This is a genomic window from Spongiimicrobium salis, from assembly GCF_043678055.1.
In the GTDB taxonomy this organism is placed as follows: domain Bacteria; phylum Bacteroidota; class Bacteroidia; order Flavobacteriales; family Flavobacteriaceae; genus Spongiimicrobium; species Spongiimicrobium salis.
Genome location: NZ_JBHEQA010000001.1, coordinates 41,298 through 67,447, shown reverse-complemented (window position 1 = coordinate 67,447; position 26,150 = coordinate 41,298). Strand labels below are relative to the sequence as shown.

The window sequence follows — 26,150 nt, the reverse complement described above, 5'->3', positions numbered from 1 at the left end:
ATATCATTATGAAAAGTAATCTTCACTTTTTCTCTGCAATCTTGTTTGCCTTTGCCTTGTTCTCCTGTGGTGGTGGAGAAAAAAAAGAGGAAAAAATTGTTAGACCCGTCAAGTATCAGGAAGTTGGATTTTTAGGTGGGGGGAAAGTACGCACGTTTAGCGGTACGGCCCAAACGGATAAAATCATTAACCTGAGCTTTAGAAATACAGGGATTATCACGGTTTTTGATATAAAATTGGGACAAAAAGTAAAAAAAGGCCAGTTATTGGCCAAATTGGATAATGTACAGTCCCGTTTGGCCTACGAGCAATCCTTGACCCAATTGAACAGTGCCGCCTCGCAAATGAATACGGCCAAACTCAACTTAAATAGAGTTCGCTCCCTATACGAAAAAGGAAGTTCTTCCTTAAGCGATTTCGAAGCTGCAAAAAATTCCTTTAGAACGGCGGAGGAAAGCCATAAATCGGCCAAAAGAGGAGTGGATATTCAACAAGAACAGATTCGCTATGGCTATATCTATGCCCCTGAAGATGGCATCATAGCGGCAATTTCGTCCGAAATAGACGAGAACGTTCAGGCCGGACAGGTCGTGGGGATATTAAATTCCGGTACCGATATGGAAATCTCTTTAGGTATCCCGGAAAGTGTCATTAATGGAGTGAAAGAAAATATGGAAGTGCAGGTGGCTTTTTCCTCCCTTCCCAATGAAAACTTTAACGCGAAAGTTACCGAAGTATCTCCGGCAGTGGACTCCAATACAGCAACTTATCCCGTAAGGGTAACTGTCAGCAATCCTAGTACGGCAATTAAAAGTGGTATGGCGGCCAACGTAACTTTTGACTTTGGAGATCGCAGCAACAATACTTCCGTACTGGTAGTTCCTGTAAATGCCGTGGGAGAAGATAGTAATGGGAGATTTGTTTTTGTAGTCCAAGAAGAAGGGGAGAATGCCAAAGTGAAAAAACAGCAAATCACCATTGGAAATTTAAGTGGGGAAGGCTTTGAAGTGAGATCGGGACTATCTGTTGGACAAAAAATTGCTACTGCCGGCTTACAGACCTTATTGGACGGACAAGAAGTAAAATTACAATAATGGGAATCCCAACGGGATTGCAACAAGAACTTAAAAGACGCTAACCTATGAATTTAGCAAAATTTTCTATAGAAAAGAACCGTATCACCTTTATGGTGCTGGCTGCTATCATCCTTTTGGGGATTTCTACCTACTTTAATTTATCCCAAGATAGTATGCCTCCTTATACCGTACGGGTTGCCACGGTAATCTCCCAATTTCCCGGGGCAGGGCCAGAGCGTGTAGAGCAATTGGTAACGGACAAAATAGAGAAAAAAGCCCAGGAACTTCCAGAGTTGGACGAGGTAACAAGTACTTCCAGAACAGGCCTATCTATTGTGACGGTTACCTTAAAGGATGAGGTTTCCAAAGAAAAAATGCAATCGGTTTGGGATAGATTACGAAGAAAGTTGAATCAAATTGAAGGGCTGCCCGAAGGGGTAACCCCCAATTTGGACGACGATGGTATTGGAGATGTGTATGGTATAGTTGTAGGCCTCACTTCTGATGGATATTCGTATACCGAAATGAAAGAATATGCCGATGATATTAAAGACGATTTTATCAAACTGCAAGATGCCGCCAAGGTTGAACTGGGAGGCGCTCAAGAAGAACGTATTTTTGTAGAGTTCGACAATACCAGATTGAAGGAATACGGCTTATCTGCTTCCAGGTTGCAACAAAGCATTGCGGCGACCAATATCCTCAATTCTGGAGGCCAAATCAATGTTGGGGACGAACGTATCATCTTGGAACCTACAGGAAATTTTAGCTCTGTTGAAGATATTAGGGAAACCTTAATTTCGGTTGGGGACGGAACACAATTGGTGAAATTAGGAGATATTACGACCATAGATAAAGGGTATATCGATCCCCCGCAACAGAAAGTAAGGATAAATGGCAAAGAGGCCATTTCATTACACATTAACCTCAAAGAAAATGCCAATATCGTAGCTTTGGGTGAAGAGGTCAATAAATTGGTGGGAGAATGGGAACAGCGCCTGCCCATAGGATTAGAACTTACCCGTGTATCTTCCTTAGATACCTTTATCGATGGTCAAGTAAGTGACTTTATGGTCAATTTAATGCAATCCATTGGTATTGTGCTGGTAGTAATGCTTGTCTTTTTAGGATTTAGAACGGGCTTTGTGATTGCAAGTTTAATTCCTATTGTCACCATAATGACCCTGATGATCATGGGGCTCATTGATATGGGACTGAATCAGGTGACCCTTGCAGCATTGATCATGGCACTGGGAATGTTGGTAGATAATGCCATTGTAGTGGCAGAAACCATTATGGTAAAACTGGAGCAAGGGGTTAAGAAAATGAAAGCTGCGGAAGAAGCTTTTTCAGAATTATGGATGCCCCTTCTGATTTCTACCCTGACCACTTCTGCGGCCTTTTTGGCCTTTTACCTTTCCCCAACGACCATGGGCGATATTGTTGGCCCTATTTTCGTGGTAATTACCATTGCATTGTCTTCGTCTTGGTTAATCGCCCTGACCATTATTACCATGTTTTGTTATCTGTTCTTGAAAGTAACGCCCAAAGGGGAACAAAAACCAAGTCTTGTAGACAGGACCATCAATTGGATGAAATCCTATTACAGAAACATTATTTTGGTGGCCTTGCGACATAAAAAGAAGGTGATTTTAGGGATATTTGTGGCATTTTTCATTTCTATCTATGGTTTTGGATACATTCCTTTTATTTTCTTTCCGGATAGTGCCAGAAATATGATTACCGTAGATATCAATTTGCCCCAGGGGAATAGGATAGAAACCACAGCTGATCTGGTCAATGAATTGGAACAATACATGACAGATTCCCTTAAAACAAATGCCTCTAGACCACTGGGTATCCTAGACTGGTCTTCTTATATTGGTGAAGGCCCGGAATCCTACGATTTGGGGTATAGCCCAGATGAAGCAAATTCCAACTATGCTCATATTTTGGTCAATACCTCTTCGTTCAATGAAAATAATGCCATGATTGCCCGCTTGGATAATTTTACCTTCAATCAATTCCCCAATGCCGATATTAAGGTATCCGCTCTTGGAGCAGGCGGGGGAGGGACCCCTATAGAAATAAAAGTTTCGGGCAATGACCCCGATGAACTTTCCAGGCTTGCGGAACAAATAAAATTGCGACTTTCGCAAGTAACAGGAACGAAAAATGTAAAGGACGATTGGGGCCCTAAGAGTAAGAAGTTTATCATTAATGTGGATCAGAATAGAGCACAATCGGCCGGTATCAGTAGTAAAGACATTGCTACTTCCCTCTCCACGGTATTGGATGGATTTAAAACGGGAGAATATCGGGAAGATGATAAGTCCATTCCCATTATCATGAGAAGTGATCAGGACCAACAACAATCTTTGGCCTCTCTGGAAACCATGAATATTTTTGCTCAAAATTCAGGGAAGAGCGTTCCCTTGCTCCAAGTGGCATCTATTGTTCCGGAATGGCAATATGCCAAGATAAAACGCCTGGATCTGTTGCGTACCATCAACATCAGTAGTGAGTTGAGAGAAGGGGCAAATGCCAGTAGTATCACTAATGAAATTACGCCTTGGTTGGAAGAACAGGCAAAACTATGGCCAGCAGGGTATTCCTATAAATTTGGAGGAGATGCCGAAAACACGGCAAAAACCATGGGGTCCGTTATTGGATATTTGCCTATTTCAGGTTTTATCATTGTACTGCTCTTGATCATTCAGTTCAATTCGATTCGGAAAATGACAATGATCGTTCTGACCATACCCTTAGCCATTATTGGAGTGGTCATTGGCTTATTGATATTTCAAGAGGCTTTTGGCTTTATGCCTTTTTTAGGGGTCATTTCTTTAGCCGGAATCGTTATCAATAATGCTATCGTATTGGTAGATCGGATGGAAGTGGAACAGAAAGATTTGGGCAGAACGGAACAAGATGCGGTCATCACCGCTTGTTTACAACGTTTTCGACCTATTTTGTTGGCAACTTTTACTACGGTTCTAGGACTTATTCCTTTGTATTTGAGTGGAGGTGAAATGTGGGAAGGCATGGCGGTGAGCATTATGATCGGACTATTGTTTGGTACCATCATAACATTGATTTTTATTCCTTCCTTTTACAGTTTATTGTTTAAGATAAGCTATAACGATTATACGTTTGATGAGGCCTTACTGGAAGACTAAGGGAATTGAGGAAACACCATTAAAAGGAATACAATGGTTCTATAAAACATCAAAAGATTGTATGGACACCTAGCACTATGTTGAAACGACTATATAAACACCGATTTGAATTTTTTCTGTTAACACAGGTTTTTATCCTATTTAGTTCCTTATTGGTACCGCAGAAGTTTCACGAACATATTTTATTGCCTTTATTGTTCTTGTTGAATATTTGTGCAGGGATTTTATTGATTTCGAAACGAAGAAAACTCATGTGGTTTCTCATTTGCTTGTTTTTGATTTCGGCAGGAGTATTTGGTTCAAGTCTCATTACACGGACCGGTAATGGTGAGGTCTTATTGCGAATGTCTATCTATTTTATCTTTTATAGCATTGTCACCTGGAATATTATTCATCAGGTTTGGAGCGCAAAGATTGTGGATAAAAATGTAATTATGGGTTTAATGAGTGGCTATATTTCCTTAGGTTTTCTAGCATTTCTATTGTTCATGTCCATTGAACTTATAGCTCCAGCTTCCTTTCAGGGACCTTTATTGGATCAGGATAATTTTGACCTTAGGGCCGATGGCATAATGTACTATGCTTATATTACCCTTTTGACCATTGGTTATGGTGAAATCGTACCTACGACGCCCGTGGCCCAAAAAGCGGCCATCTTGGTAGGATTAATGGGGCAGTTCTACATGGTAATCATTACTGCGGTGGTAGTGGAAAAATACATTCGGCATTCCACCAAAGAATCCTAAAAATGCAGCATTGCTTATAGCACAGTTTCTGATTCTTCCAGGAGTGCCAACTTTTTCAATGCATGTTCTTTTTTTACTTTTCGCAACAAGAATAGACCTACTAAAAATAAAGGGAGAAATAAAATCAAGGGACCAACTGAGGCCGTTATTTGCGAGACCAGATCCACTTCTTGATCTGCGATAACAGGCGCTTCAGTATTCTCATTAAGTCCTGGTAAACTGCTGCTTAGAAAGAAGAAATTGATAAGTCCATGCGTAACGGCAATCGGAATCAATTTATTGGTTTTTAATAACAAAACGCCAAAGAAGAAACCAATGAATACCGCATAAATGACCTGAACAATGACTTGTGGTACATTATCATTAACGGATAAATTGAAGAAGTGGGAAAGACCAAAAAACAAGGCGGGGAAAAAAGCAATCCTGAAAATACCTTTAGTCTGGGACGCGTACTTTTTCAGAAAAAGGGATTGCAAAAATCCACGAAAGATAAATTCCTCTGCAAAACCTACCATGAGGCAGGCCGTCAATAACAAAGCGAAGTTAAATAGGGATACTTGGGATAGCTCTTTGCCTATTAAGCCGGAAGCACCTATTAAGAAAAGATAAATAGGAATAAGATTAAGGTATTTGAAAGACCAGGGCTCTCGTGAGGAGAGACCGGATATTGGTTTCAATCCATATTTTAAGATACCGCCCAATCCAAATAGGAAGAGAAAAGTCATTTTTGTAGTCAAGGCCAGGTATTCAATTTGAAATGGGGTGAAGTAGGTTTCAGGGAACATGCGGTCAAAAGGGACTAGTAGTACTATGCCAATATAAACAAGGCTGATGATGGCAAACAAAAAGGGAGATCTTTTTTTCATTTAGGTTGTTTTAGTAATAAAGACGCAGAACAAAGCGAAAAAGTTGCCTGAGTCGGTACATCATAACTATTTTCTAGAAGCAAGACGAGTTAAGCGGCTTTTCGTTTCACTCCTCGATGGAAAAGTGCTATTGGGCTCTAGAGAAAGGTATTTCATCTACAACCCTATTTTGTGCGTTGCGATTGCCTGTATTTTTAGGATGTACGAAAGCAGGAATGCTAAAAGAGTAGGTACAGTGAGACCGTAAAAAAGCAATCTAATGTTAGTTATTCATTTGATGCGTTTAGAACTAAAATGGTAGTAATAGGATACTACGTGTACAGTGTAGTAGGGAAGTAAGTATAAATAAAAAATAAGAAAATACTTACAATATATATCGTAAAATACGTTATTATATCAATATCATGTATTTAGATTATCCCAAATCTACCATACGTCCGCTTGCGGATGATATTAATAACAATAATGTATAAACCTACAAAAAATGCAAAAAATGAAGATTCTAGTTGTAGATGACAAGCAGTCATTAAGTGCTATGGTCGCCCAATTTCTTGGGCAGAAACATGAAGTAATTACAAAGAAAAATGGTCTGGAGGCATTGGAGTTTCTTCAGCAAGGAGACATTCCTGATTTAATTATAACGGATTTGGAAATGCCGGAAATGGATGGATTTGGATTAATTGAGAATGTCAGATCCAGCGGTTATTTTTCAGATATCCCCATTATTGTGCTTAGTTGCAGAGACAACAGCGCGGATCGCATTAAATGTTTGAAAATTGGAGCCAATGATTATATGGTAAAGCCTTTTAATCCAGAAGAATTACTGATTAGAATAGACAATATCCTAGAGAAAACGGCCATGAATCAATAAACATAATTTTTATAATCACCATTTCAAATCAACCAAGTTTCCCCCAAGGTGAGTACAAAAAAGAACCAAATAGCCCACGCAAACTTGAATGCAAACACCGCATGGAATGGTGATTATTCTAAACCATTGATACCTCATGTACACAACAAATTCTAAGGGGTACACAACAACAATTATATCAAAAGTAATATAAATCCTACATTTAAGTTTTAATAAGACTACTTGTTGTTTTAGGGTATTTCAACTAAATAATAAAACCATACCATGTTAGAAGTTTGCACAGAAAATTCCATCATCGTTTATATCGGCAACGATACTGATTTTATTGATGCCTTTGCCAAAAAAGGCGAAAATACAGATATAGCCGCTTATAAAAATGCCTTGGAAGCCTCAAAAGCCATTGAAGAAGTCAATGATATTGGAGCCGTGCTCTGCGAATCCAAACTCCCTGGTCAAAGTGGCCTTGCTTTTTTCAAGAGTTTTAAGGACAACCTCAAAAATAAAAACATTCCCTTTATTCTATTGAGTCATGATGGGAATCCAAAATTGCGCAAAGAAGCTATCCAAAATGGTGTGGACGATTTGTATACCCGGCCCATGAATCTGGATAAATTGCATGGACGGATTACTTTTCTAAAAGCTTTAAAAAGCAACCTGAAAGAAAATAATATTCTAGAAGCGAAAGATGATGGTCAACCCTATAAAACCAGACCCTTAAAAAGAATTTTTGATATTGTCGTAGCCAGTACGGCCCTGTTGGTGGCTTCGCCATTTCTTTTATTGTTCATCATTGCCATCCGTTTGGAATCTAAAGGGAAGGTGTATTATGTTTCAAAACGAGTGGGAACGGATTACCGCATTTTTAATTTCCTGAAACTGCGCTCAATGTATCCTGATGCCGACAAACGCATGAAGGAATTTGAGCATTTGAATCAGTATGCCGGTTCGGATGAAAAAAAGGAAGTAACAACTCCTGAAAAAACACAAGACACTGCAATTAAGGTAAATGATACTATTCTGTATGGCGATGACGAGAAAATCAGTGAGCTGGATTTCAATAAATCAAAGAAAGAAGAGACAGAAAGCGCCTTTATAAAATTTGACAATGACCCTAGGATAACCAAAGTAGGAAAAATTATTAGAAAATTAAGTATTGATGAACTGCCACAATTGATCAATGTCCTGAAAGGAGATATGTCTATTGTTGGAAATAGGCCTTTGCCCCTATATGAAGCAGAACTACTGACCACGGACGAATGGACCAAAAGATTTAATGGTCCCGCGGGAATCACAGGCCTTTGGCAGGTTGAGGCCCGGGGAAGATCTTCTAAAATGTCCCCTCAGGAACGAAAAGAATTGGATAACAAATATGTTGAAATGGCCAAAAGCAAATATGCTTTTTGGTACGACATGTGGATTATCATACGAACCTTCAAAGCGGTGTTCCAAAAAGAAAATGTATAATAATGAATAACCGCTTCCCAGTAACATTGCTACTTCTTGTAATTACGACTTTGTCTTTTGGCCAATCCATGAACGATTTCGTAAACAGGGGCCTCGAACAGAATGATATTTCAAAACGCTTACCAAAATTGGATAGCCTTATCGCCATTGCCAAAAATAATTCCCCAAGGCTTAAATTTTTTGATGCGGATTATGAATATTGGGATGGGCAAGTAGTACTTGCCAAAAGGGCTTGGCTTCGTAACATTAATCTGGATGCAGGTTATGGGTATGGGATTTTTGATAATCTAAGTAATCAGCAAATTGCCGGAGATCCTGGGAGTCAGACCTTGTTTTCCACAGAACAGAGCCGTTACACTCTAGGTGCCTCTATAAAATTGCCGCTCTCCACCATATTCAATAGGGGAAGAGAGGTTAAGAATGCCAAAGCAGAGGCAAAAAAATCCAAATACCAGAAAGAATTTGCCATGTGGGAATTGGAACAGCTCATTGTAAAACAATACAATGACTTGATCAAAGCCCATCGCCTATTATTTATTTCAAATTCCATTGTGGAGACCTATAAGGTACAATCAGTACGGGCGGAGAAGGATTTTACCAATGGCGCTATTAATGTAACGGAATATACGCGTTTGCAGCAAATGTTGAACCAAGCTATAAGTTCATTTGAATCACAGAGGGCAGAATTTTTAATTTCTCTTAAAGCACTCGAAGGAACTGTAGGCATTGAAATACAGCTCTAGGAATGAAGTTTAACTTACTTTTTTTCATACGACTTCTTCTACGGCATATTGCCTTATTGATTGCTGCGCCCATTATTTTGGCTTCCCTCGTCTTTTATTTGACCAGGGATCAACCTAAAGTATATAATTCAAAAGCTAGGGTCTATACCGGAATAGCTTCGGGATCTACAATAGAATTAGACAATACAAAGCTCGATTTTAGAGCGACCAATACGGCCTATGATAACCTGCTGAACTTAATTAAGGCGAGAACCACCATAGAACGAGTGGGCTTACAACTTTTCGCCCAACATATGGCTCTGGATAGTGTGGACACAAAAATTATCTCCAGGGAAAAGTATATTGCCTTAATGGAAATAGTTCCGGAAGAGGTCAAAGAATTGGCGGTAAAGGGCGATGTGCAAAAGACGTACGAGAATTTTGAAAAGCTAAAGGCTTCCAATCATACCAATTTTATTTATGAACTGATCAACCTTAAACATCCCGATTATAGCATTGAAAAAATTGTGGGAAGGATCAGCGTGCGTAGAATTTTGAGTAGTGATTTTGTGGATATTGAATTTGAATCTGAAGATCCGGCTATTTGCCAAAACACCCTCTTGATTCTTTCCGATGTTTTTGTAAAGCTCAATGCGGATATTAAGGTAAACCAATCCGATGCGGTTGTGAAATATTTTCAGGGGCAACTCAATACCTCCACAAAACAACTGCGTTCTGCCGAAGATGAACTCTTGGATTTTAACAGAACACATAACATCATCAATTATTACGAACAGACCAAACATATTGCCTCGGAAAAGGAGCATTTTGAGTTGGAATACCAAAAAGTGCATATCAAACATTTTGCGGCTAAAGCAGTACTTGAAACCTTAGAATCCAAATTAAAGACCCATGAGAAGAAAAGACTCTCCAGTGAGGAAATCATAGGGCTTAGAAATGAGTTGGCCGATATCAATTTTGAAATCTCCATGAAGACGTTGGGCGTGGAAAGCGACTCCACCATTCAAGTACAGAATGCAAAAGATGTCGTTGCTCTGAACAAAAGGGCCGCGGGTCTTAAAGCCCAGCTTACCCAACAAGTAGATCAATTGTATGGAACAGATTATGATGAAAAAACCTTGGCTTCTACCGATATTTTAACGGATTGGCTAGAGAATACCATCATTTTTGAAGGCACCAAAGCCCAATTAAGGGTGATGGACCAAAAGCGCTTGGAATTTGAGAAATTGTATCAGGTGTTCTCCCCTTTAGGAGCCACTATGAAACGCCTGGAGCGTAAGATCGACATTGCTGAACGTGAATATCTAAGTTTATTACATAGTCTTGGTTTGGCCAAGTTACGCCAACAAAATGTTGAGTTAAAATCAAACCTAAAGTTAATAGAAGTACCCTTCTTTCCTATAAACCCCAAGCCCAGTAAGCGCATGATCTTAGTAGTCGTTGCAGGCTTAATGGGCGTTATTTTGGTTGCCTTTACGGTATTGATATTGGAGTTTTTAGATGGGAATATCAATACGGCCACAAGGGCAGAAGATAGAATTGAGTTAAAAGTATCCTCGATATTCCCGGTAATCCATGAAAAAAGTAAAAAAATGGATTACAATTACCTCAAGAATAAAGCAGTTAATGCCATTTCCAGAAATATCATCTTAAATCAGTTTAAGAAGGAAAAAGATGGGAGGCCCGTAGTAAATATGTTTTTTTCTACTCAGGAAGGGGAGGGGAAAACCTTTATTTGTCAACACTTGATCTCAAAACTATGCGAACTGGAATACAAGACTTTGCATGTCACCTACGATACCTTTGATTTGGGCCTTGATAATGACTGTTATCATAAACTGCTCTATACGGTCAGCGATCATTTGTATAAGATTTCCCAAATAGAAGAATTTGATCGAGAGGCTACTATTGCGGACTTTTCTTATTTCGATTTTATCATCCTTGAAATACCCTGTATCATAAAAAGTCCTTTCCCTGTGAAACTTGCTGCTACCATGGATTATACCTTTTTGGTTACACGGGCAAATAGAGCGTGGAGCGCTGCCGACAAAAATGCCTTGTCCCTTTTTAATAAGGCAACCACCGGACCTGAACCTACCATTATTTTGAATGGCGTTAAAGTCTTGGAAATGGAGACCGTCTTGGGCGACTTGCCTAAAAAGAGGTCGTTCATTCGACGGTGGGTCAAGAAAGTGGTACAATTTAGATTCTTCACGAAAAAATCAATTGCCTAATGCTACAAAAACTAAGAAATATTAGTAAAGAGAAGAATATTTCGTCCTTGATGACCAATGTGGCCATTGCCTTTCTTGGTCTGCTGAGTTTCATGTTGCTTACGCGGCAATTGAGCAAGCCGCTTTTTGGAGATTGGGTGCTCTTTATCACCTTGGCCACTTTTGTGGATTTGCTGCGATTTGGATTGACTAGAACAGCGGTAGTACGCTTACTGGCGGGTGCCAATAAGGAAGCCTACAAAAGATTATTGGCTTCTTCGTATCGTATCAATCTTATCTTACTCGCTATAATTGCCATTTTTTGTTGGTCTATTTGGAGTATACTTTACTTTTTTGACATTGAAATAACCCAGGGATACGAGATTTTTCTGGGATGGTATCCTCTTCTTGCCCTTTGCAATTTAGGTTGGAACAATGCTTCGGCTTTATTTCAGGCCGAACAAAATTTTAATCGGATGATGATGGTCCGATTTGCCAATATTGGTGTCCTAGTGCTCTTTTTGATCGCGAATGGATTCTGGTTTCATTTTGGTTTAATGGAGATTGTTTGGGTGAATCTCGCGGTGAATTTAGTGTCCAGTACGTGGTGCACCCTAAAGAAGTGGGATGGGTTATTGTACCTCAAAAAAGCAGATCGTGCTACGGAAAAAGAATTGATCAACTTTGGAAAATATTCTATGGGCACCCTTATTGGATCCAGCTTACTGAAAAGTGCAGATACCTTAATTATTGGGTTAAGTCCCATTTTGGGCTCTGCAGGAATAGCGATGTATGCCATTCCCTTAAAATTAACGGACGTATTGGGCATCCCGTTACGGAGTTTTACGATGACCGCTTATCCCAGAATGTCAAAAAAATGTATTGAAGGAGACTTGGAAGGCGCCCGTAAGATATTCTATACCTACTCTGGAGCCATCACCTTATTGTTCATACCGGTAGCCATCTTCTGTTTTGTTTTTGCCGAAGAAATGATCTTATTTCTAGGAGGAGCGGTCTATTCAGACGCTCTGCCTTTACTGACCGTAGTATTCCGCATATTTACCGTATATACACTCCTATTGCCTGTAGATCGTTTTACAGGAGTACTATTGGATAGTATCAATAGGCCCAAATTGAATTTATACAAAGTCATTTTCATGACAGTGGCCAATATTTTAGTGGATATTCTGGCTGTTTTCGTCTTTGAAAGCCTGGTGGTTGTGGCCATGGGGACTGTGTTCTTTACACTTCTCGGGATTTTTCTGGGCTTCTATTTCCTCCGGAAAGAAATTCAGATCCAATCGACCCAAATTTTACCCCAAGGCATTTTTTTCTTTAAAAATCTAAGAACCTATACTAGCCAATGAATCCATTCTATAAAACATATGGAACAGATCACCTAAGGGAACCCCTGCCCATTGCTATTTTATTATCGCTTTGTGTGGCTTGCGCCCATTTAACGGCATCCAAAGGTATTGTTGCAGGCATAGGTATTATTGTATTGCCCATAGCAGCAGTATATTTAGGGGTGTTGTTCATTAAACCAAAGATTGGTTTGATGACCATCTTCGTTTTGAACTTTTTAATTCTTGGCTTAGGGAGATATGTGCCGATGACTTGGGGTTTATTGATTGATGGACTCTTATTTTTAATGTACCTGGCCCTGTTTTTTAAGGCGTTTCGAATTAAGATTCCCTGGAGTAGGGCAAAATCCCAATTGAGTTTATTGGTTACTATTTGGTTTGGCTATGCCTTGTTCCAGGCGGTGAACCCTGAAGCAGTAAGTTTTGAGGCTTGGTTCTATGCCATGCGTGGCTTGGCATTGTATCAATGGATGATCGTACCCCTATTGTTCATCATCTACAACAAGCCCAAAGACCTCAAAATCTTTTTGATCATTTGGGGAGCTATGTCACTCTTAGGAACGTTGAAGGGCTGTCAGCAATTGTTTTTGGGTGTTGATCCTTTTGAACAACGTTGGTTGGATAATGGAGGATCACTGACACATGTGTTGTTCGGAAAGCTCCGTATCTTTTCATTTTATTCGGATGCAGGCCAGTTTGGCGCATCACAAGGACATGCTGGCGTTGTGTTTGGGGTGCTGGCCTTGTTTGCGAAAAGCAAAAAGTTTCGAATTTTCTGTATTGTAGTATCCTTGGCCGGACTCTACGGTATGTTGATTTCAGGTACACGGGGGGCCATTGCTGTCCCTGCCGCAGGGGGAATCATGTTTCTGATCCTAAGAAAAAACATTCCCATTTTAGTGCTGGGCGCAGTCATGGGCATTGGGGTCTATATCTTTTTTGCACATACTACAATTCTTAATAACAATGCCCAAGTGAGACGAATGCGTACCGCCTTTGACCCTAATGATGCTTCCTTACAAGTACGCTTGGCCAACCAACGTAAATTAAAAACATATTTGGCATCGCGTCCTTTTGGAGGTGGAATTGGTTCTACAGGAAATTGGGGACAACGTTTTTCTCCCCATACCTTTTTAGCCAATACGGCAACGGACAGTTGGTTTGTTGCTATTTGGGCAGATACTGGTATAGTGGGCCTTTACCTACATCTGTTTATTCTCTTTTTTGTATTGATAACGGGCGCCTATAATGTCATGTTTAAAGTACGTGACGATTGGCTAAAAGGACAAATCGCCGCTTTGGTCTGTGGCATGTTCGGTATAATGGGAGCCTCTTATGGCAATGGTGTTTTTGGACAATTTCCTACCTGTATTCTTATGTATACAGGGATGGTCTTTATGTTCATTGCCCCCAAAATGGATCGGCAAATCATGGCGGCTAAAAAGAGAAACACTAACGAAACGGCTTTAAAAAAATTGGGATATCTGAAACCTGTTTAAATAAAAAAAGATGAAAGATCAACCTTTAGTATCAATAATAACGATCAATTATAATGAATCTATGGTGACTCTGGAGATGTTACGCTCTTTATCCCATTTATCCTATAAAAATGTAGAAGTTATTGTGGTGGATAATGCCTCGCCCAGCGATAATCCAGATGTGATCCAAGAGGAGTTTCCTCAAGTTAATTTGATAAAAAGCAAAGAGAATTTGGGTTTTGCTGGTGGGAATAACCTCGGGGTTCAGGCGGCCAAGGGAGATTATTTCTTGTTTATCAATAATGATACTATTGTCCCGGAACATTGTATTGAACCCCTAGTGGAAACCTTACAAAACGACCCGACTATAGGTATGGTAAGCCCTAAAATTAAATTTCATTGGGACCCAAGCTTGATCCAATATGCAGGCTATACGGAAATGAACCACTGGACTATTCGTAATAGCAGTATAGGGTACCACCAGAAAGATCAAGGCGATTTTGATCAGGAAGGAGAAACAGCCTCTATTCACGGAGCAGCAATGATGGTTCCTAAAAAAGTGGTGGATCAAGTAGGCACGATGACCGAAATTTACTTTTTGTATTATGAAGAACACGATTGGGCCGAGATGATCAAACGGGCAGGGTATAAAATCTACTACCAACCTAAATCCTATATTCTGCATAAAGAATCACTGTCCACTGGGAAATTCAGTCCCATGAAAACCTATTATATCGCAAGAAACCGAATCGTTTTTGCGCGAAGAAACTTTAAGCCTGTTCCGCTTTTTGTGAGCCTATTGTTTCAATGTTTCATATCGATTCCGAAAAATACCTTAACCTTTATTTTCAAAAGACAGTTTGAACATTTAAATGCGTTTTGGAAAGCCATTATGTGGAATCTTTCCCATAATCAAATACTAAAAAATTAAAATGATTAACCCCAAAAATCTTATATCATGAAAACAACGAAATTGATTCTGCTGTTATGTGCTGTGCTAAGCATCATTGGATGTGTAAGCAAGAACGATTTAGGCGACCCTATTGTGGATGAAATTCCAGATGGTTCGGGGAACGAAGATCCCAATGACCCTTTAAGTGCCCTGAATGTCTCGTCTACCTTTGATTACGCTACAAGTAAAAATGTGACCTTGGAATTGGATGTTCCTTCGCATTTAACGGGAGCTGTTTTTACCCTCTACGGCAAGATGGGGGTAAGCGATAGTATACTGATCGGTAAGGGGGCCTTTGACGATAGTGGTCACTATGAAAAACAATTTACGATGAGTGCACGCACGGATAGTTTGCTATTGTTTTCCAATTATATTGGATTGGTAGATAATGTGCGTCTACCCGTACAAGCAAATACAGTTGCCTTTGATTATAGGCCTTTGTACGTGCGGAATGGCAATGCCGGAAAAGGCCAGTTACGACCCCAACGAAAAGGAGGAGGACTCACCCAACGGGTAGGGGATTTTGTCTTCATTGACAGCTTTGATAACCTTGGCGTACCCGAAAACTTAGCGTTTTCCGACGTGATTGAACAGAATTTATTGGATGACATCAACGCATCTTTACCTGAAAACGTACCAGGTGGGATTCCGGCTTCGAATCCAGATTTTTTGGCGGGAAAAGAAACCAGCCTGATCATTACCAAAGAAGCAGATGTATGGGTAACCTTTGTTTCGGAAGGAGCTGGATATCGAAATACGCTGGGGTATTATTCATATCCTATCGGTTCGGAACCTGCTACGGCGGATGACATAGATGCCCATAATATTATTTTTCCTAATGTATCTTTTCGATTTTCTGGAGGAGATTTAATTTCAGGGGATCGAGTATACTTGGGGAGATTTCCGGCCAATACCGTAGTCTCCTGGTTTATCGTGCCCAACGGATGGACAGGTTCCGGAGTTAATGATGCCAACTTAGGTATTTATTATTCCAATCCCGATTTCAATCCCGAAAGTACCGCAGCACGCAGAAATCATATGGTATTATTATATGACGAAGGCAGGGAACTCACTTTATTAGGTTTTGAAGATTTGTTTAGGGATGGTCCTACGGATGATGATTTTAATGATGCCGTCTTTTACGCAAGGTCTAACCCTGTAGATGCCATACAAATTGGGAATTTAGCACAAATACAAGCAGCTACGGATGCCGATGGGGATGGAATCAATGATGAATTGGACGATTTCCCTTTTGATCCCAATAGAGCTTTTAATAATTTTTCTCCTTCGGTGAATTCTTCCGGAAAATTAGTTTTTGAGGATCTATGGCCCAGTCAGGGAGATTATGACTTCAACGACCTTGCGCTGGATTATGCTTTTAATCTCATCGCAAATTCCGATAATTTGATTACTTCCTTGGAAGCTACTTTTACCATTGAGGAGATAGGCGGAGCCTTGCATAATGGCTTTGGTTTTGTATTGCCCATAGATCCCAGCTTAATAGAAAGTATAGATGGTCAGATCTTGAATGGAGGCTATGAAACGGTAGCTGCCAATGGAACAGAAACTGGTACTGCAGCCAATGAAACAGTAGTTCTAGCGGTTGGTGATGCTTTTGATTTAAAAGGAACTACCGTGACCATTACCGTGGAATTCACAGCAGGCATAGAGGGTTCTTTATTGGGCGATGTCCCCTTCAACACTTTTTTAATTGCCAATGCTACGCGCTCAAGGGAGGTGCATTTACCTGATTTGGCTCCTACGAGTAAGGCTGATTTTTTAGGAACAGGAGACGATTTCTCTGATGCTACCGTAGGCCGTTATTATAAAACTAGGACCAATCTGCCCTGGGCATTGAATATCTATGAAGGTTTTGATACCCCTCCAGAGTCGGTGCCTATTACTCTGCAGTATCCAAGATTTGTGAATTGGGCCAATTCCGGAGGAACGCAGAATGTAGATTGGTACGTGCGTCAGTAAATAAGGATTACCCTTGAAAATATAGCGTTCATACCCTTTCAATAGGGTTAGAGAGAGGATTATAAGGGGAGGAAAAACAATTTAATAGCTATTGACAACATGAAATTCAATTTTCACAACATAAGTTAAAACTTATTAAAAAGTAAGAATATATTTACATAAATAGATTAAAAACTTCAAACCAAATATTATGAAAATTACTGTAGTAGGTACCGGATATGTCGGTCTAGTAACAGGGACATGCTTTGCCGAAACGGGTATTGATGTTACTTGTGTTGACATCGATAAGAGAAAAGTAAAAATGTTATTGGATGGGCAGGTGCCGATCTACGAACCGGGACTAGATAGTCTTTTGGAGCGAAACTTGGAAAAAGGAAGAATCACCTTTACGACCAATCTTGCGAAAGGGATTGAAGATAGTGATGCGGTTTTCATTGCTGTTGGAACGCCACCGGATGAAGATGGTAGTGCAGATTTAAAGTATGTCTTAGGCGTTGCTCGCGAAATAGGGCAGCACATGCAAGACTACAAAGTAGTAATTACTAAAAGTACGGTACCTGTAGGAACTTCGCATAAAGTAAAAGCCGTTGTCGCAGAGGAACTTAAAAAACGAAATGTGGATATTCCTTTTGATGTGGCGTCCAATCCTGAATTTTTAAAGGAAGGAAGTGCCATCAATGATTTTTTAAAACCGGATAGAATTGTTGTGGGCGTTGAAACCAATAGGGCCCAAAAAACATTGAAAAGACTATACAAACCTTTTCTGATGAATGGACATCCGCTCTTGTTTATGGATATCTCCTCCTCAGAAATGACCAAATACGCCGCCAATTCCATGTTGGCTACCAAGATCAGTTTTATGAACGATATCGCCAATCTGTGCGAGTTGGTTGGTGCCAATGTAGACTTAGTCCGCAAAGGAATAGGTTCTGACGCAAGAATTGGGAATAAGTTCATTTATCCGGGCACTGGCTATGGCGGGAGTTGTTTTCCAAAGGATGTGCAGGCTTTAGTACGTACTGCTGACGAATATGGTCATTCTTTAGAAGTGTTAAAAGCCGTGGAAAGTGTAAACTACAAGCAAAAATCAAAGCTTGTGGAAAAAGTGAAATCTCATTTTGGGGATAACCTCAAAGGGAAACAATTTGGTATTTGGGGATTGGCTTTTAAACCCAAGACCGATGATATGCGCGAGGCGCCTTCCCTTGTCATTATTGAACAATTACTGGCCATGGGCGCTGAAATCAGAGTTTACGATCCAGTAGCTATGGAAGAGGCAAAACATACCTTAAAAGACAGTGTCGTATACGCCAAAGACGAATATGATGCCTGTATTGAAATAGACGCATTGCTCGTGGTTACGGAATGGTCCGAGTTTAGAATGCCCAACTTCAGAATCTTGGATAAGATCATGAACAACAAACTTATTTTCGATGGGAGAAATATTTACGATCCGGAAGAGATGAAAGATTTAGAGTATACCTACTATAGCATAGGTAGAGAGACCATTGATAGTTCTGCCAAACGTGAAGAAATTCAGAAGGAAGCTGTATTATAATTTAAAAAATAACATATGAAACGCATATTAGTAACAGGAGGAGCCGGTTTTGTTGGGTCACATCTTTGCGAACGTCTTTTGAATGAAGGAAATGAGGTAATTTGTCTAGATAACTATTTCACAGGGCGAAAAAGTAAGGTAGCCCACTTAATGAGTAATCCTTATTTTGAATTGGTAAGACATGATGTGACCATGCCTTATTTTATTGAAGTTGATGAAATTTACAATTTGGCATGTCCGGCTTCCCCGGTACATTACCAACACAACCCCATCAAAACCATTAAAACTTCTGTGATGGGGGCCATTAATATGTTGGGGTTGGCGAAACGTATAGGGGCCAAAGTGTTACAAGCCTCTACAAGTGAGGTCTACGGAGATCCGGAAATGCATCCGCAGTCGGAAAGTTATTGGGGACATGTAAACCCTATAGGCGCCCGTTCCTGTTATGATGAAGGGAAGCGATGTGCAGAATCTCTTTTCGTTAATTATCATCAATCCAACGATGTACGAGTAAAGATCATCAGAATTTTTAATACCTATGGTCCTAGAATGGAACCGGACGATGGAAGAGTGGTTTCCAATTTTATTGTACAAGCGCTTCAGGGACAGGATATTACCATTTTTGGAGACGGTACGCAAACTAGAAGTTTCCAATACGTCAGTGATCTCGTAGATGGGATGATAAAAATGATGGATACCGATGACGATTTTATCGGACCTGTAAATATTGGAAATCCAGTAGAATTTACCATGTTGGAATTGGCAAAGAATATTATTGAACTTACGGAAAGTAACTCTAAAATCATCCATTTGCCTTTGCCTTCAGATGATCCCACACAGCGCAAGCCGGATATTCAATTGGCCCAGGAAAAATTAAAAGGATGGTCTCCTCGAGTACCCTTGAGATCAGGACTGGTTGATACTATTGTTTATTTTGATGAACTTTTGAAGAACAGCTTAAAAAGCAAGATAATAACGACCTAAGTTTTATTCATCACCCCAAACTACACCCCATGGATTATTTTAAACTCCTTATCAATGCTATAGAATGGCTTTTGGTACTCTACTTAGGCTCAGCAGCGGTATACATTTTTATATTCTCTTTAGCCGGACTTTTCGGAAAAAGGGGAAATAAGTCAAACGAAGACATACCGCACAAAAAGTTTGCGGTTCTTATCCCCGGGTATAAAGAAGATGCCGTGATTGTTGATGTTGCGAGGAAAGCATTGGATCAGGACTATCCCAAAGCCTTTTTTGAAATCGTAGTCATAGCGGATTCCTTTAAACCATCTACACTTGAACAATTAAAAAAGTTGCCCATAAGACTCATTGAAGTAGATTTTGAAGTGAGTACCAAGTCCAAAGCCCTAAATAAAGCTATGGAAACTATTGGTGATGCTTATGATGTAGCCTTGGTGCTGGATGCCGATAATATTATGGAAACGGCATTCATACGTAAAATGAACGAGGCTTTCCATAGCGGATATCAGGTTGTTCAAGGGCATCGAGTGGCAAAAAACACCAATACTTCCTTTGCCATATTAGATGCGATTAGCGAAGAGGTAAATAATCATATTTTTAGGAAAGGCCATCGCGCCCTTGGATTGTCATCGGCATTGATCGGTTCTGGGATGGGGTTCAACTATGCATTTTTTAAAAAGACCATGGCCCAGGTGAATGCCGTAGGAGGATTTGACAAAGAGTTGGAATTGAAACTATTGAGAAGAGGAGAAAAGATTGAATACTTACATCATGCCCTGGTCTATGATGAAAAAGTTCAAAAAGCCGCCGTTTTCGCCAATCAACGTAAACGATGGCTATCGGCCCAGTTTATCTATTTTAGACGCTTTATTGGTTCTGGGATCAAAGAACTTTTGCTTCGGGGCAATATCGATTTTTTCGATAAGGTGTACCAAATGATCTCCCCACCTAGAGTATTATTGGCAGGAGGAGTAAGCCTTTTGACCGCAGTGTATGTTCTCGTGAATTTCTTTTTTTTAAGAACGACCTTCTTAAGTATGCCCCTCTTTGTTTGGATAACTATCTTTTCCGTGGTCTGTACAGCCTTTATTATGGCTATTCCTGTGAAATTTTATACAAGACAGACCCTAAAAGCCATATTGACCTTACCCCGGGCATTTGTGTTGATGTTTGTCTCTTTGTTTAAACTCAAAGGAGCCAATAAGAAGTTTATACATACCGAGCATGGTACGATTCATTAATCATTAAACGAAATACCATGAAAATAGGAATAGAAGGACAACGACTGTATCGCAAAAAAAAGCACGGAATGGATATGGTGGCTTTGGAATTGATCAAAAACCTACAAAAAATTGATACCGTCAATGAATATGTCATCTTTGTAAAACCAGACGAAGACGATACCTGCATCCCACTCACTTCAAATTTTAAAATTGTTCCCCTTAGGTCTAAGTTCGGGTATCCAGGTTGGGAGCAAATAGCGCTACCCAGAGCTGCAAAGGAAGAGGGTTGCGATTTACTACATTGTACCAGTAATACCGGACCTCTTTTCTCCAAGGTTCCCTTGATTACCACTTTGCACGACATTATTTATTTGGAAAGCATCAGTATTTTCAAAAAAGAGGGTACCTGGTATCAAAAATTGGGAAATATGTACCGAAGATGGTTCGTGCCCGGAGTTATTAAAAAAAGTAAAAAAGTAATTACAGTTTCCAATTATGAAAAAAAACGAATTAACAGCTATTTCAAGTTTAAGGACAATCGGTTAACAGCCATCTACAATGGCGTTGGTTCCCATTTCAAGAAAGTAAGGAATGAAGTAGTGCTACAGGCCATAAAAGAAAAATATGGTTTGCCGGATAATTTCTTTTTCTTCCTGGGAAACACAGATCCCAAAAAGAATACACGCGGTGTATTGGAAGCCTTTGGAAACTTTAATGAAGCGGTTTCCGAAAAGTACCAGCTGGTAATGTTGGATTATGACGAACACGAATTGCAAAAATTGTTACACTCCATTGGAATGCCTCAATTACGGAAACATATCCTATTGTTGGGATATGTCCCTAATATGGAATTACCTGCCATTATTAGTCAGTGCCGTATTTTTCTATATCCTTCCTTGAGGGAGAGCTTTGGAATTCCAATTTTGGAAGGAATGGCCTGTGGCGTTCCTGTAATCACTTCAAATACGTCTTCTATGCCCGAAGTGGCAGGAGAAGAAGCTGCATTGATTATTGACCCCTTCAAACCAGAAGAAATTACAGCAGCAATACATACGTTGGTAGACGATCAACAATTGGCAAAAGTATTGGCCGAAAAAGGCATACAGAGAGCAAAGAATTTCTCTTGGTCGGCGATGTCCCAAAATGTATTGGCACTGTATAAGGAAGTATACCAAGAAATAAAACAGGATCAGTATGATTAAGAATAGGGATATCATCGTTTTTGGCATTCAGGCATGGGATATTGAAATAGGAAGCAATTGCAAGAATATTGCAATGGAATTTGCAAAACATAACCGTGTACTCTATGTCAATCCTCCTTTGGACAGAATTTCAGCGATTCGGGAAAGAAAGACCAAAAAGATTCAAAAACGTCTTGCCGTGAAAAGAGGAAAGATGGAAGATCTGGTATCGGTACAGGAAAATTTATGGAACCTCTATCCAAAAACACTTACTGAATCCATAAATTTCATAACACGGCCCAAACTATTCGATTTCCTGAACAAAAGAAATGGAAAACGCTTTTGCAAGGATATTTCCACAGCTATTTCTCGTCTTGGGTTTAAGGATTATATCGTATTCAATGATAGTTCCATGTTTTTGGGGCAGTATATCAAAACGTTTTTGGACCCGGTCTTCTATATGTATTATATGCGGGACTATCTGACCAAAAACCCCTATTGGCGAAAGAACGGTGTTCGTTTGGAACCCCAATTGATACAGACTGCCGACTGTGTTGTGAACAATTCTACCCTTTATACAGAGTATGGCAAGAAGTTTACAGCCCATTCCTATATGGTGGGTCAAGGCTGCGATACCAGCCTTTTCAACGATCAAAAACGAAAAATAACAGTGCCAGAAGATATACAGGCGATCAAGGGCCCCATCATTGGGTATGTTGGCTTCCTTTCCAGTCGTAGGTTGAGTATTGAAATTATAGAATATATCGCGAATGCCAGAGAAGATTGGAGTGTGGTTCTCGTTGGCCCTCAAGATGATGTTTTTGCAGATTCTGAGTTACACGAATTGAACAATGTATATTTTTTGGGGAGCCGTGATGCCAAAGCGTTACCAAATTATATCAAAGGTTTTGATGTGGCCATAAACCCCCAACTGATCAATGACGCTACCATAGGGAATTACCCTCGTAAGATCGATGAATACCTGGCCTTGGGAAAACCTACTGTTGCATCGGCCACTAAGGCCATGGAATATTTCAAGGAACATACGTATTTAGGGGTGACCCCTAAAGATTATGTGAATCTCATTGAACAAGCATTGGAGGAAGATTCTAAAGAATTACAAGAAGAAAGAAGAGCCTATGGCCTATCCCATAGCTGGGAAAATAATGTAAACGAGATTTATAACTGCATTTTAAAAGTGCAAAAAGTCAGCGCTTAAAATAGAAGGTATGGGAATCGTCAATAAAATAAAATCTAATCCAACATTAAAACAATGGGCACTTAGAGCCATTGCGCCCAAACGAAATCCAAGACCTCGATTGTGGGTCCGGTGGATAGTGAACCCATGGAAACATAAAAAAGGAAAGGGAGCGGTCATTCGCCGTAGAAGTAGGATTGATGTTTTCCCCTGGAAACGATTTGAAATTGGGATGTTGACCACCATTGAATCTTTTTGCACCATCAATAACGGTTCGGGAGATGTGTTATTGGGCGATAAAGTAAGGGTAGGCATAGGTAGTGTTGTCATTGGACCGGTAACCATGGGCAACGGCTCTGGCTTGGGACAAAATGTTTTTGTTTCCGGTTTTAATCATGGATATGCCAATGGCAATCAAAATTCCAGCGAGCAACCCCTGGATATTAGGCCCACTACTATAGAAGAAGAAGCCCATATTGGAGCAAATTCTGTAGTGCTTGCCGGAGTAACCATTGGAAAGCGCTGTCAGATAGGAGCAGGAAGTGTAGTGACCAAAAATATACCTCCCTTCTCCATTGCGGTGGGCAACCCCGCACGTGTTATAAAAAAATACAATCACCAAACCCAACAATGGGAAAAAGTATAAATCTATGGACTTACTTCAATTATTTTTCTGGATAGCCCTTGGCATTATTTTTTATTCGTATCTGGGATATGGTATCGTATTGTATCTGATCATTAAGATAAGGAGGATGCTGGGCCTGCATCAAACCTATAAGGGGAATGAGGATTACGAACCGGAAGTGACCCTTTTTATGAGCGCGTTTAACGAAAAGGCGTTTTTGGATGCCAAAGTGGCCAATTCAAAAAGTATGAATTACCCTCAGGAAAAAGTACGACAATTATGGGTTACGGACGGATCCGATGATGGTACTCCGGAACTCTTAAAAAAATACAAGGATATCACAGTACATCATAAAGAAGAACGAGCTGGTAAGATTGCAGCAATGAATAGAGGGATGAAGTTTGTGGAAACCCCTATTGTAATTTTTTCCGATGCCAACACCACCTTGGGAGAAGACGCCATCAAAGAGATTGTGCAATTGTTTAGAAATCCTAAAGTAGGCTGTGTTTCCGGGGAAAAAAGAATTTATAGCAAAGATGCGGATACGGCTGCAGGAGCGGGGGAAGGACTCTATTGGAGATACGAGTCCCAATTAAAAAAATGGGATGCGGAACTCTACTCAGTGGTAGGCGCAGCTGGAGAATTGTTCGCCATACGTACTGCCCTATGGCAAGAAGTAGAAAAAGATACACTCTTGGACGATTTTATGATTTCCTTGCGCGTAGCCATGTCCGGATATACCATCCAATATAACCCCAATGCCTATGCCATAGAAACCGCTTCGGCAAATGTAAAAGAAGAATTGAAACGAAAAATTAGAATCTCTGCGGGCGGAATCCAATCGGTAGTACGATTGCGAAGCTTGCTGAATGTATTTCAATATGGAACATTGTCTTTTCAGTATATTTCGCATCGCGTATTACGATGGACCCTTACGCCATTGTTACTCTTGCTAATTATCCCTTTGAATATTGCTTTAGCCCTGAAAGAAGGGGTAGGGACTTTGCAGTTGTACAACCTCCTGTTATTGGGACAAATCCTTTTTTACATGGCGGCTTTAGTGGGATGGTTTTTAGAGCATAGGAAGATTCGCTTAAAATTACTGTTTGTGCCCTATTACTTTTTTATCATGAACCTATCGGTGTATTTAGGTTTTGGACGCTATCTTAAGGGGAATCAATCCGTAAATTGGGAAAGAGCACAGCGTGCATCCAATGAGCAAGTGGTAGTTTAAGGGCAGGCGAGCATATCAAAAGAGAAGCGACTGCCTTTTCCCAATTCGCTCTCCACAAGCAACTCCCCCTTATTCTTTTGGATGAAATCCTGACATAACACCAGACCAAGTCCTGTTCCAGCTTCTTCTTCGGTGCCTTCCTTTGAAAAATGCTCTTTGGGATTCAGTACTTTAACAAGATCTTCTTTAGACATTCCAGTTCCGGTATCTTGGATCGCAATATTCCATTTGTCGTTTCGTTGTGCCGCCGTTATGGTGATGCTTCCTTTTTTAGGAGTGAATTTGATGGCATTGGAGAGTAAATTTCTAAAAATGGTCTTGAACATGTTAAGGTCAGCTTTAATAAAAGCCTCTGTCGGAACCTCAATATGCAATACGATCTCTTTGGCATCTACTGCCATTTGTACCAAGCGTATATTTTGGGCAACAACTTCATTAACATCTATTTTTTCTTCAATAATACTTAGTACACCACTTTCCGATTTGGCCCAGTTCAGAAGATTGTCCAGTAAATTAAAAGCTTCATCCGTAGTTTTGAGAAGGTCATGAACTGTGGTATCAATAAATTCCTTTTTCGTAGGGTCAATAATTCCCCGGATGATAAAATCCAATTGCATTTTTACAGCACTCATTGGGGAACGTAGATCATGACCAATAATGGAGAAAAGTCGGTTTTTCAGTGCAATATCCCGCTCTAATTTTCCGGCTTGTAGTTGAATTTTTTGATTGGCCCTGACCAAATTAACATGAGTTCGTATTCTGGCGGTAAGCTCCTGTTTATTGAAGGGTTTGGTGATATAATCTACACCTCCCAACTCCAACCCCTGAATTTTGTTTTCAGTTCGGTCTAATCCAGTAAGAAATATAATAGGAATATGTTTTAATATGGGATGGGATTTCAGTTGCTTGCAAAGTTCAAAGCCAGTCAAATGCGGCATTTGAACGTCTAACAAAATCAGCGTAGGTGTTTTTTTTATAAGAGAATCAATGGCTGTTCTACTGTCCTGGATTCCAAAAAAATTAAAGTCAATGGACGTAATGATAAAATCGATCAATTCTAAGTTCATCTGTTCATCATCAATGGCAGCGATTAGTGGTTTCTCCATTCGTGTATTTTCTAGGCTTTTTAAATAATAATACCAAAAGTAGGAAAAATAATATAAATAAGAATTAGGGCGAATTCTGGTGTATAAGCCTTAAACATGTTAAAACAGCCGT

Annotated in this window: 20 protein-coding genes; 18 read left to right on the top strand and 2 right to left on the bottom strand. The window is 40.0% G+C overall.

All coding sequences use genetic code 11. The features are described from left to right. The first annotated feature begins 8 nt into the window (after window positions 1-8). The 3 genes from ACEXOE_RS00310 (at window position 9) to ACEXOE_RS00300 (ending at window position 5,001) form a co-directional block, all read left to right on the top strand. On the top strand, window positions 9-1,094 hold the full coding sequence (locus ACEXOE_RS00310; protein WP_394746721.1) for an efflux RND transporter periplasmic adaptor subunit: 1,086 nt from the start codon (window positions 9-11) through the stop codon (window positions 1,092-1,094). A gap of 47 nt (window positions 1,095-1,141) precedes the next feature. Continuing rightward, the gene (locus tag ACEXOE_RS00305) at window positions 1,142-4,255 is read left to right on the top strand and encodes an efflux RND transporter permease subunit (RefSeq protein WP_394746720.1); all 3,114 of its coding nucleotides are present in this window, start codon (window positions 1,142-1,144) and stop codon (window positions 4,253-4,255) included. A 77-nt stretch (window positions 4,256-4,332) separates the two neighbouring features. Further along, on the top strand, window positions 4,333-5,001 hold the full coding sequence (locus tag ACEXOE_RS00300; RefSeq protein ID WP_394746719.1) for a potassium channel family protein: 669 nt from the start codon (window positions 4,333-4,335) through the stop codon (window positions 4,999-5,001). A gap of 14 nt (window positions 5,002-5,015) precedes the next feature. Here the strand turns inward: ACEXOE_RS00300 and ACEXOE_RS00295 are convergent, their stop codons facing one another. Continuing rightward, a complete protein-coding gene (locus ACEXOE_RS00295) occupies window positions 5,016-5,867 on the bottom strand; it encodes a CPBP family intramembrane glutamic endopeptidase (RefSeq protein WP_394746718.1) in 852 nt (283 codons plus the stop codon). Between the two features lie 493 nt (window positions 5,868-6,360). On the opposite strand from ACEXOE_RS00295, the gene ACEXOE_RS00290 reads away from it, so the two are divergent. The 15 genes from ACEXOE_RS00290 to ACEXOE_RS00220 all read left to right on the top strand — a co-directional run bounded on the left by ACEXOE_RS00290 (window position 6,361) and on the right by ACEXOE_RS00220 (window position 24,932). Further along, entirely contained in the window at window positions 6,361-6,738 is a 378-nt protein-coding gene (locus ACEXOE_RS00290) for a response regulator transcription factor (protein WP_394746717.1), read from the top strand. Window positions 6,739-7,002: 264 nt separating this feature from the next. Then, window positions 7,003-8,202, top strand: a complete 1,200-nt coding sequence (locus ACEXOE_RS00285) for a sugar transferase (protein WP_394746716.1) — start codon at window positions 7,003-7,005, stop codon at window positions 8,200-8,202. A gap of 2 nt (window positions 8,203-8,204) precedes the next feature. Beyond that, entirely contained in the window at window positions 8,205-8,945 is a 741-nt protein-coding gene (locus tag ACEXOE_RS00280) for a TolC family protein (RefSeq protein WP_394746715.1), read from the top strand. A gap of 2 nt (window positions 8,946-8,947) precedes the next feature. Beyond that, window positions 8,948-11,179, top strand: coding sequence for a GumC family protein (locus ACEXOE_RS00275; protein WP_394746714.1), 2,232 nt, complete (start codon window positions 8,948-8,950; stop codon window positions 11,177-11,179). Further along, entirely contained in the window at window positions 11,179-12,525 is a 1,347-nt protein-coding gene (locus ACEXOE_RS00270; protein ID WP_394746713.1) for an oligosaccharide flippase family protein, read from the top strand. Before ACEXOE_RS00275 ends, ACEXOE_RS00270 begins: the two co-directional genes overlap by 1 nt. Further along, the gene (locus tag ACEXOE_RS00265) at window positions 12,522-14,021 is read left to right on the top strand and encodes an O-antigen ligase family protein (protein WP_394746712.1); all 1,500 of its coding nucleotides are present in this window, start codon (window positions 12,522-12,524) and stop codon (window positions 14,019-14,021) included. The genes ACEXOE_RS00270 and ACEXOE_RS00265 overlap by 4 nt, the downstream gene beginning before the upstream one ends. A 10-nt stretch (window positions 14,022-14,031) precedes the next feature. Next, on the top strand, window positions 14,032-14,931 hold the full coding sequence (locus tag ACEXOE_RS00260) for a glycosyltransferase family 2 protein (protein ID WP_394746711.1): 900 nt from the start codon (window positions 14,032-14,034) through the stop codon (window positions 14,929-14,931). A 27-nt stretch (window positions 14,932-14,958) separates the two neighbouring features. Continuing rightward, complete coding sequence (locus ACEXOE_RS00255) at window positions 14,959-16,932, top strand: LruC domain-containing protein (RefSeq protein WP_394746710.1); 1,974 nt, start codon at window positions 14,959-14,961, stop codon at window positions 16,930-16,932. A gap of 190 nt (window positions 16,933-17,122) precedes the next feature. Next, window positions 17,123-18,490 carry a UDP-glucose dehydrogenase family protein gene (locus tag ACEXOE_RS00250; RefSeq protein WP_394746709.1) on the top strand — a complete coding sequence of 456 codons (1,368 nt, stop codon included), beginning with the start codon at window positions 17,123-17,125 and terminating at the stop codon, window positions 18,488-18,490. Window positions 18,491-18,505: 15 nt separating this feature from the next. Then, entirely contained in the window at window positions 18,506-19,474 is a 969-nt protein-coding gene (locus ACEXOE_RS00245) for a UDP-glucuronic acid decarboxylase family protein (protein ID WP_394746708.1), read from the top strand. A gap of 29 nt (window positions 19,475-19,503) precedes the next feature. After that, window positions 19,504-20,712, top strand: a complete 1,209-nt coding sequence (locus ACEXOE_RS00240) for a glycosyltransferase (RefSeq protein WP_394746707.1) — start codon at window positions 19,504-19,506, stop codon at window positions 20,710-20,712. Between the two features lie 17 nt (window positions 20,713-20,729). Next, on the top strand, window positions 20,730-21,896 hold the full coding sequence (locus ACEXOE_RS00235) for a glycosyltransferase family 4 protein (RefSeq protein ID WP_394746706.1): 1,167 nt from the start codon (window positions 20,730-20,732) through the stop codon (window positions 21,894-21,896). Beyond that, the gene (locus tag ACEXOE_RS00230) at window positions 21,889-23,094 is read left to right on the top strand and encodes a glycosyltransferase (RefSeq protein ID WP_394746705.1); all 1,206 of its coding nucleotides are present in this window, start codon (window positions 21,889-21,891) and stop codon (window positions 23,092-23,094) included. Before ACEXOE_RS00235 ends, ACEXOE_RS00230 begins: the two co-directional genes overlap by 8 nt. Before the next feature lie 10 nt (window positions 23,095-23,104). Further along, entirely contained in the window at window positions 23,105-23,719 is a 615-nt protein-coding gene (locus tag ACEXOE_RS00225; protein WP_394746704.1) for an acyltransferase, read from the top strand. A 4-nt stretch (window positions 23,720-23,723) separates the two neighbouring features. Continuing rightward, window positions 23,724-24,932, top strand: coding sequence for a glycosyltransferase family 2 protein (locus tag ACEXOE_RS00220; protein WP_394746703.1), 1,209 nt, complete (start codon window positions 23,724-23,726; stop codon window positions 24,930-24,932). Here ACEXOE_RS00220 and ACEXOE_RS00215 read toward each other — a convergent pair. Continuing rightward, a complete protein-coding gene (locus ACEXOE_RS00215; RefSeq protein ID WP_394746702.1) occupies window positions 24,929-26,038 on the bottom strand; it encodes a hybrid sensor histidine kinase/response regulator in 1,110 nt (369 codons plus the stop codon). The genes ACEXOE_RS00220 and ACEXOE_RS00215 overlap by 4 nt on opposite strands. Window positions 26,039-26,150: the final 112 nt, after the last annotated feature.

What these genes read in the sequence shown, in the direction of transcription:
- ACEXOE_RS00310 (WP_394746721.1), top strand. Translation starts at nt 9, where the DNA reads ATGAAAAGTAATCTTCACTTTTTCTCTGCAATCTTGTTTGCCTTTGCC.
- ACEXOE_RS00305 (WP_394746720.1), top strand. Translation starts at nt 1,142, where the DNA reads ATGAATTTAGCAAAATTTTCTATAGAAAAGAACCGTATCACCTTTATG.
- ACEXOE_RS00300 (WP_394746719.1), top strand. Translation starts at nt 4,333, where the DNA reads ATGTTGAAACGACTATATAAACACCGATTTGAATTTTTTCTGTTAACA.
- ACEXOE_RS00295 (WP_394746718.1), bottom strand. Translation starts at nt 5,867, where the DNA reads ATGAAAAAAAGATCTCCCTTTTTGTTTGCCATCATCAGCCTTGTTTAT.
- ACEXOE_RS00290 (WP_394746717.1), top strand. Translation starts at nt 6,361, where the DNA reads ATGAAGATTCTAGTTGTAGATGACAAGCAGTCATTAAGTGCTATGGTC.
- ACEXOE_RS00285 (WP_394746716.1), top strand. Translation starts at nt 7,003, where the DNA reads ATGTTAGAAGTTTGCACAGAAAATTCCATCATCGTTTATATCGGCAAC.
- ACEXOE_RS00280 (WP_394746715.1), top strand. Translation starts at nt 8,205, where the DNA reads ATGAATAACCGCTTCCCAGTAACATTGCTACTTCTTGTAATTACGACT.
- ACEXOE_RS00275 (WP_394746714.1), top strand. Translation starts at nt 8,948, where the DNA reads ATGAAGTTTAACTTACTTTTTTTCATACGACTTCTTCTACGGCATATT.
- ACEXOE_RS00270 (WP_394746713.1), top strand. Translation starts at nt 11,179, where the DNA reads ATGCTACAAAAACTAAGAAATATTAGTAAAGAGAAGAATATTTCGTCC.
- ACEXOE_RS00265 (WP_394746712.1), top strand. Translation starts at nt 12,522, where the DNA reads ATGAATCCATTCTATAAAACATATGGAACAGATCACCTAAGGGAACCC.
- ACEXOE_RS00260 (WP_394746711.1), top strand. Translation starts at nt 14,032, where the DNA reads ATGAAAGATCAACCTTTAGTATCAATAATAACGATCAATTATAATGAA.
- ACEXOE_RS00255 (WP_394746710.1), top strand. Translation starts at nt 14,959, where the DNA reads ATGAAAACAACGAAATTGATTCTGCTGTTATGTGCTGTGCTAAGCATC.
- ACEXOE_RS00250 (WP_394746709.1), top strand. Translation starts at nt 17,123, where the DNA reads ATGAAAATTACTGTAGTAGGTACCGGATATGTCGGTCTAGTAACAGGG.
- ACEXOE_RS00245 (WP_394746708.1), top strand. Translation starts at nt 18,506, where the DNA reads ATGAAACGCATATTAGTAACAGGAGGAGCCGGTTTTGTTGGGTCACAT.
- ACEXOE_RS00240 (WP_394746707.1), top strand. Translation starts at nt 19,504, where the DNA reads ATGGATTATTTTAAACTCCTTATCAATGCTATAGAATGGCTTTTGGTA.
- ACEXOE_RS00235 (WP_394746706.1), top strand. Translation starts at nt 20,730, where the DNA reads ATGAAAATAGGAATAGAAGGACAACGACTGTATCGCAAAAAAAAGCAC.
- ACEXOE_RS00230 (WP_394746705.1), top strand. Translation starts at nt 21,889, where the DNA reads ATGATTAAGAATAGGGATATCATCGTTTTTGGCATTCAGGCATGGGAT.
- ACEXOE_RS00225 (WP_394746704.1), top strand. Translation starts at nt 23,105, where the DNA reads ATGGGAATCGTCAATAAAATAAAATCTAATCCAACATTAAAACAATGG.
- ACEXOE_RS00220 (WP_394746703.1), top strand. Translation starts at nt 23,724, where the DNA reads ATGGACTTACTTCAATTATTTTTCTGGATAGCCCTTGGCATTATTTTT.
- ACEXOE_RS00215 (WP_394746702.1), bottom strand. Translation starts at nt 26,038, where the DNA reads ATGGAGAAACCACTAATCGCTGCCATTGATGATGAACAGATGAACTTA.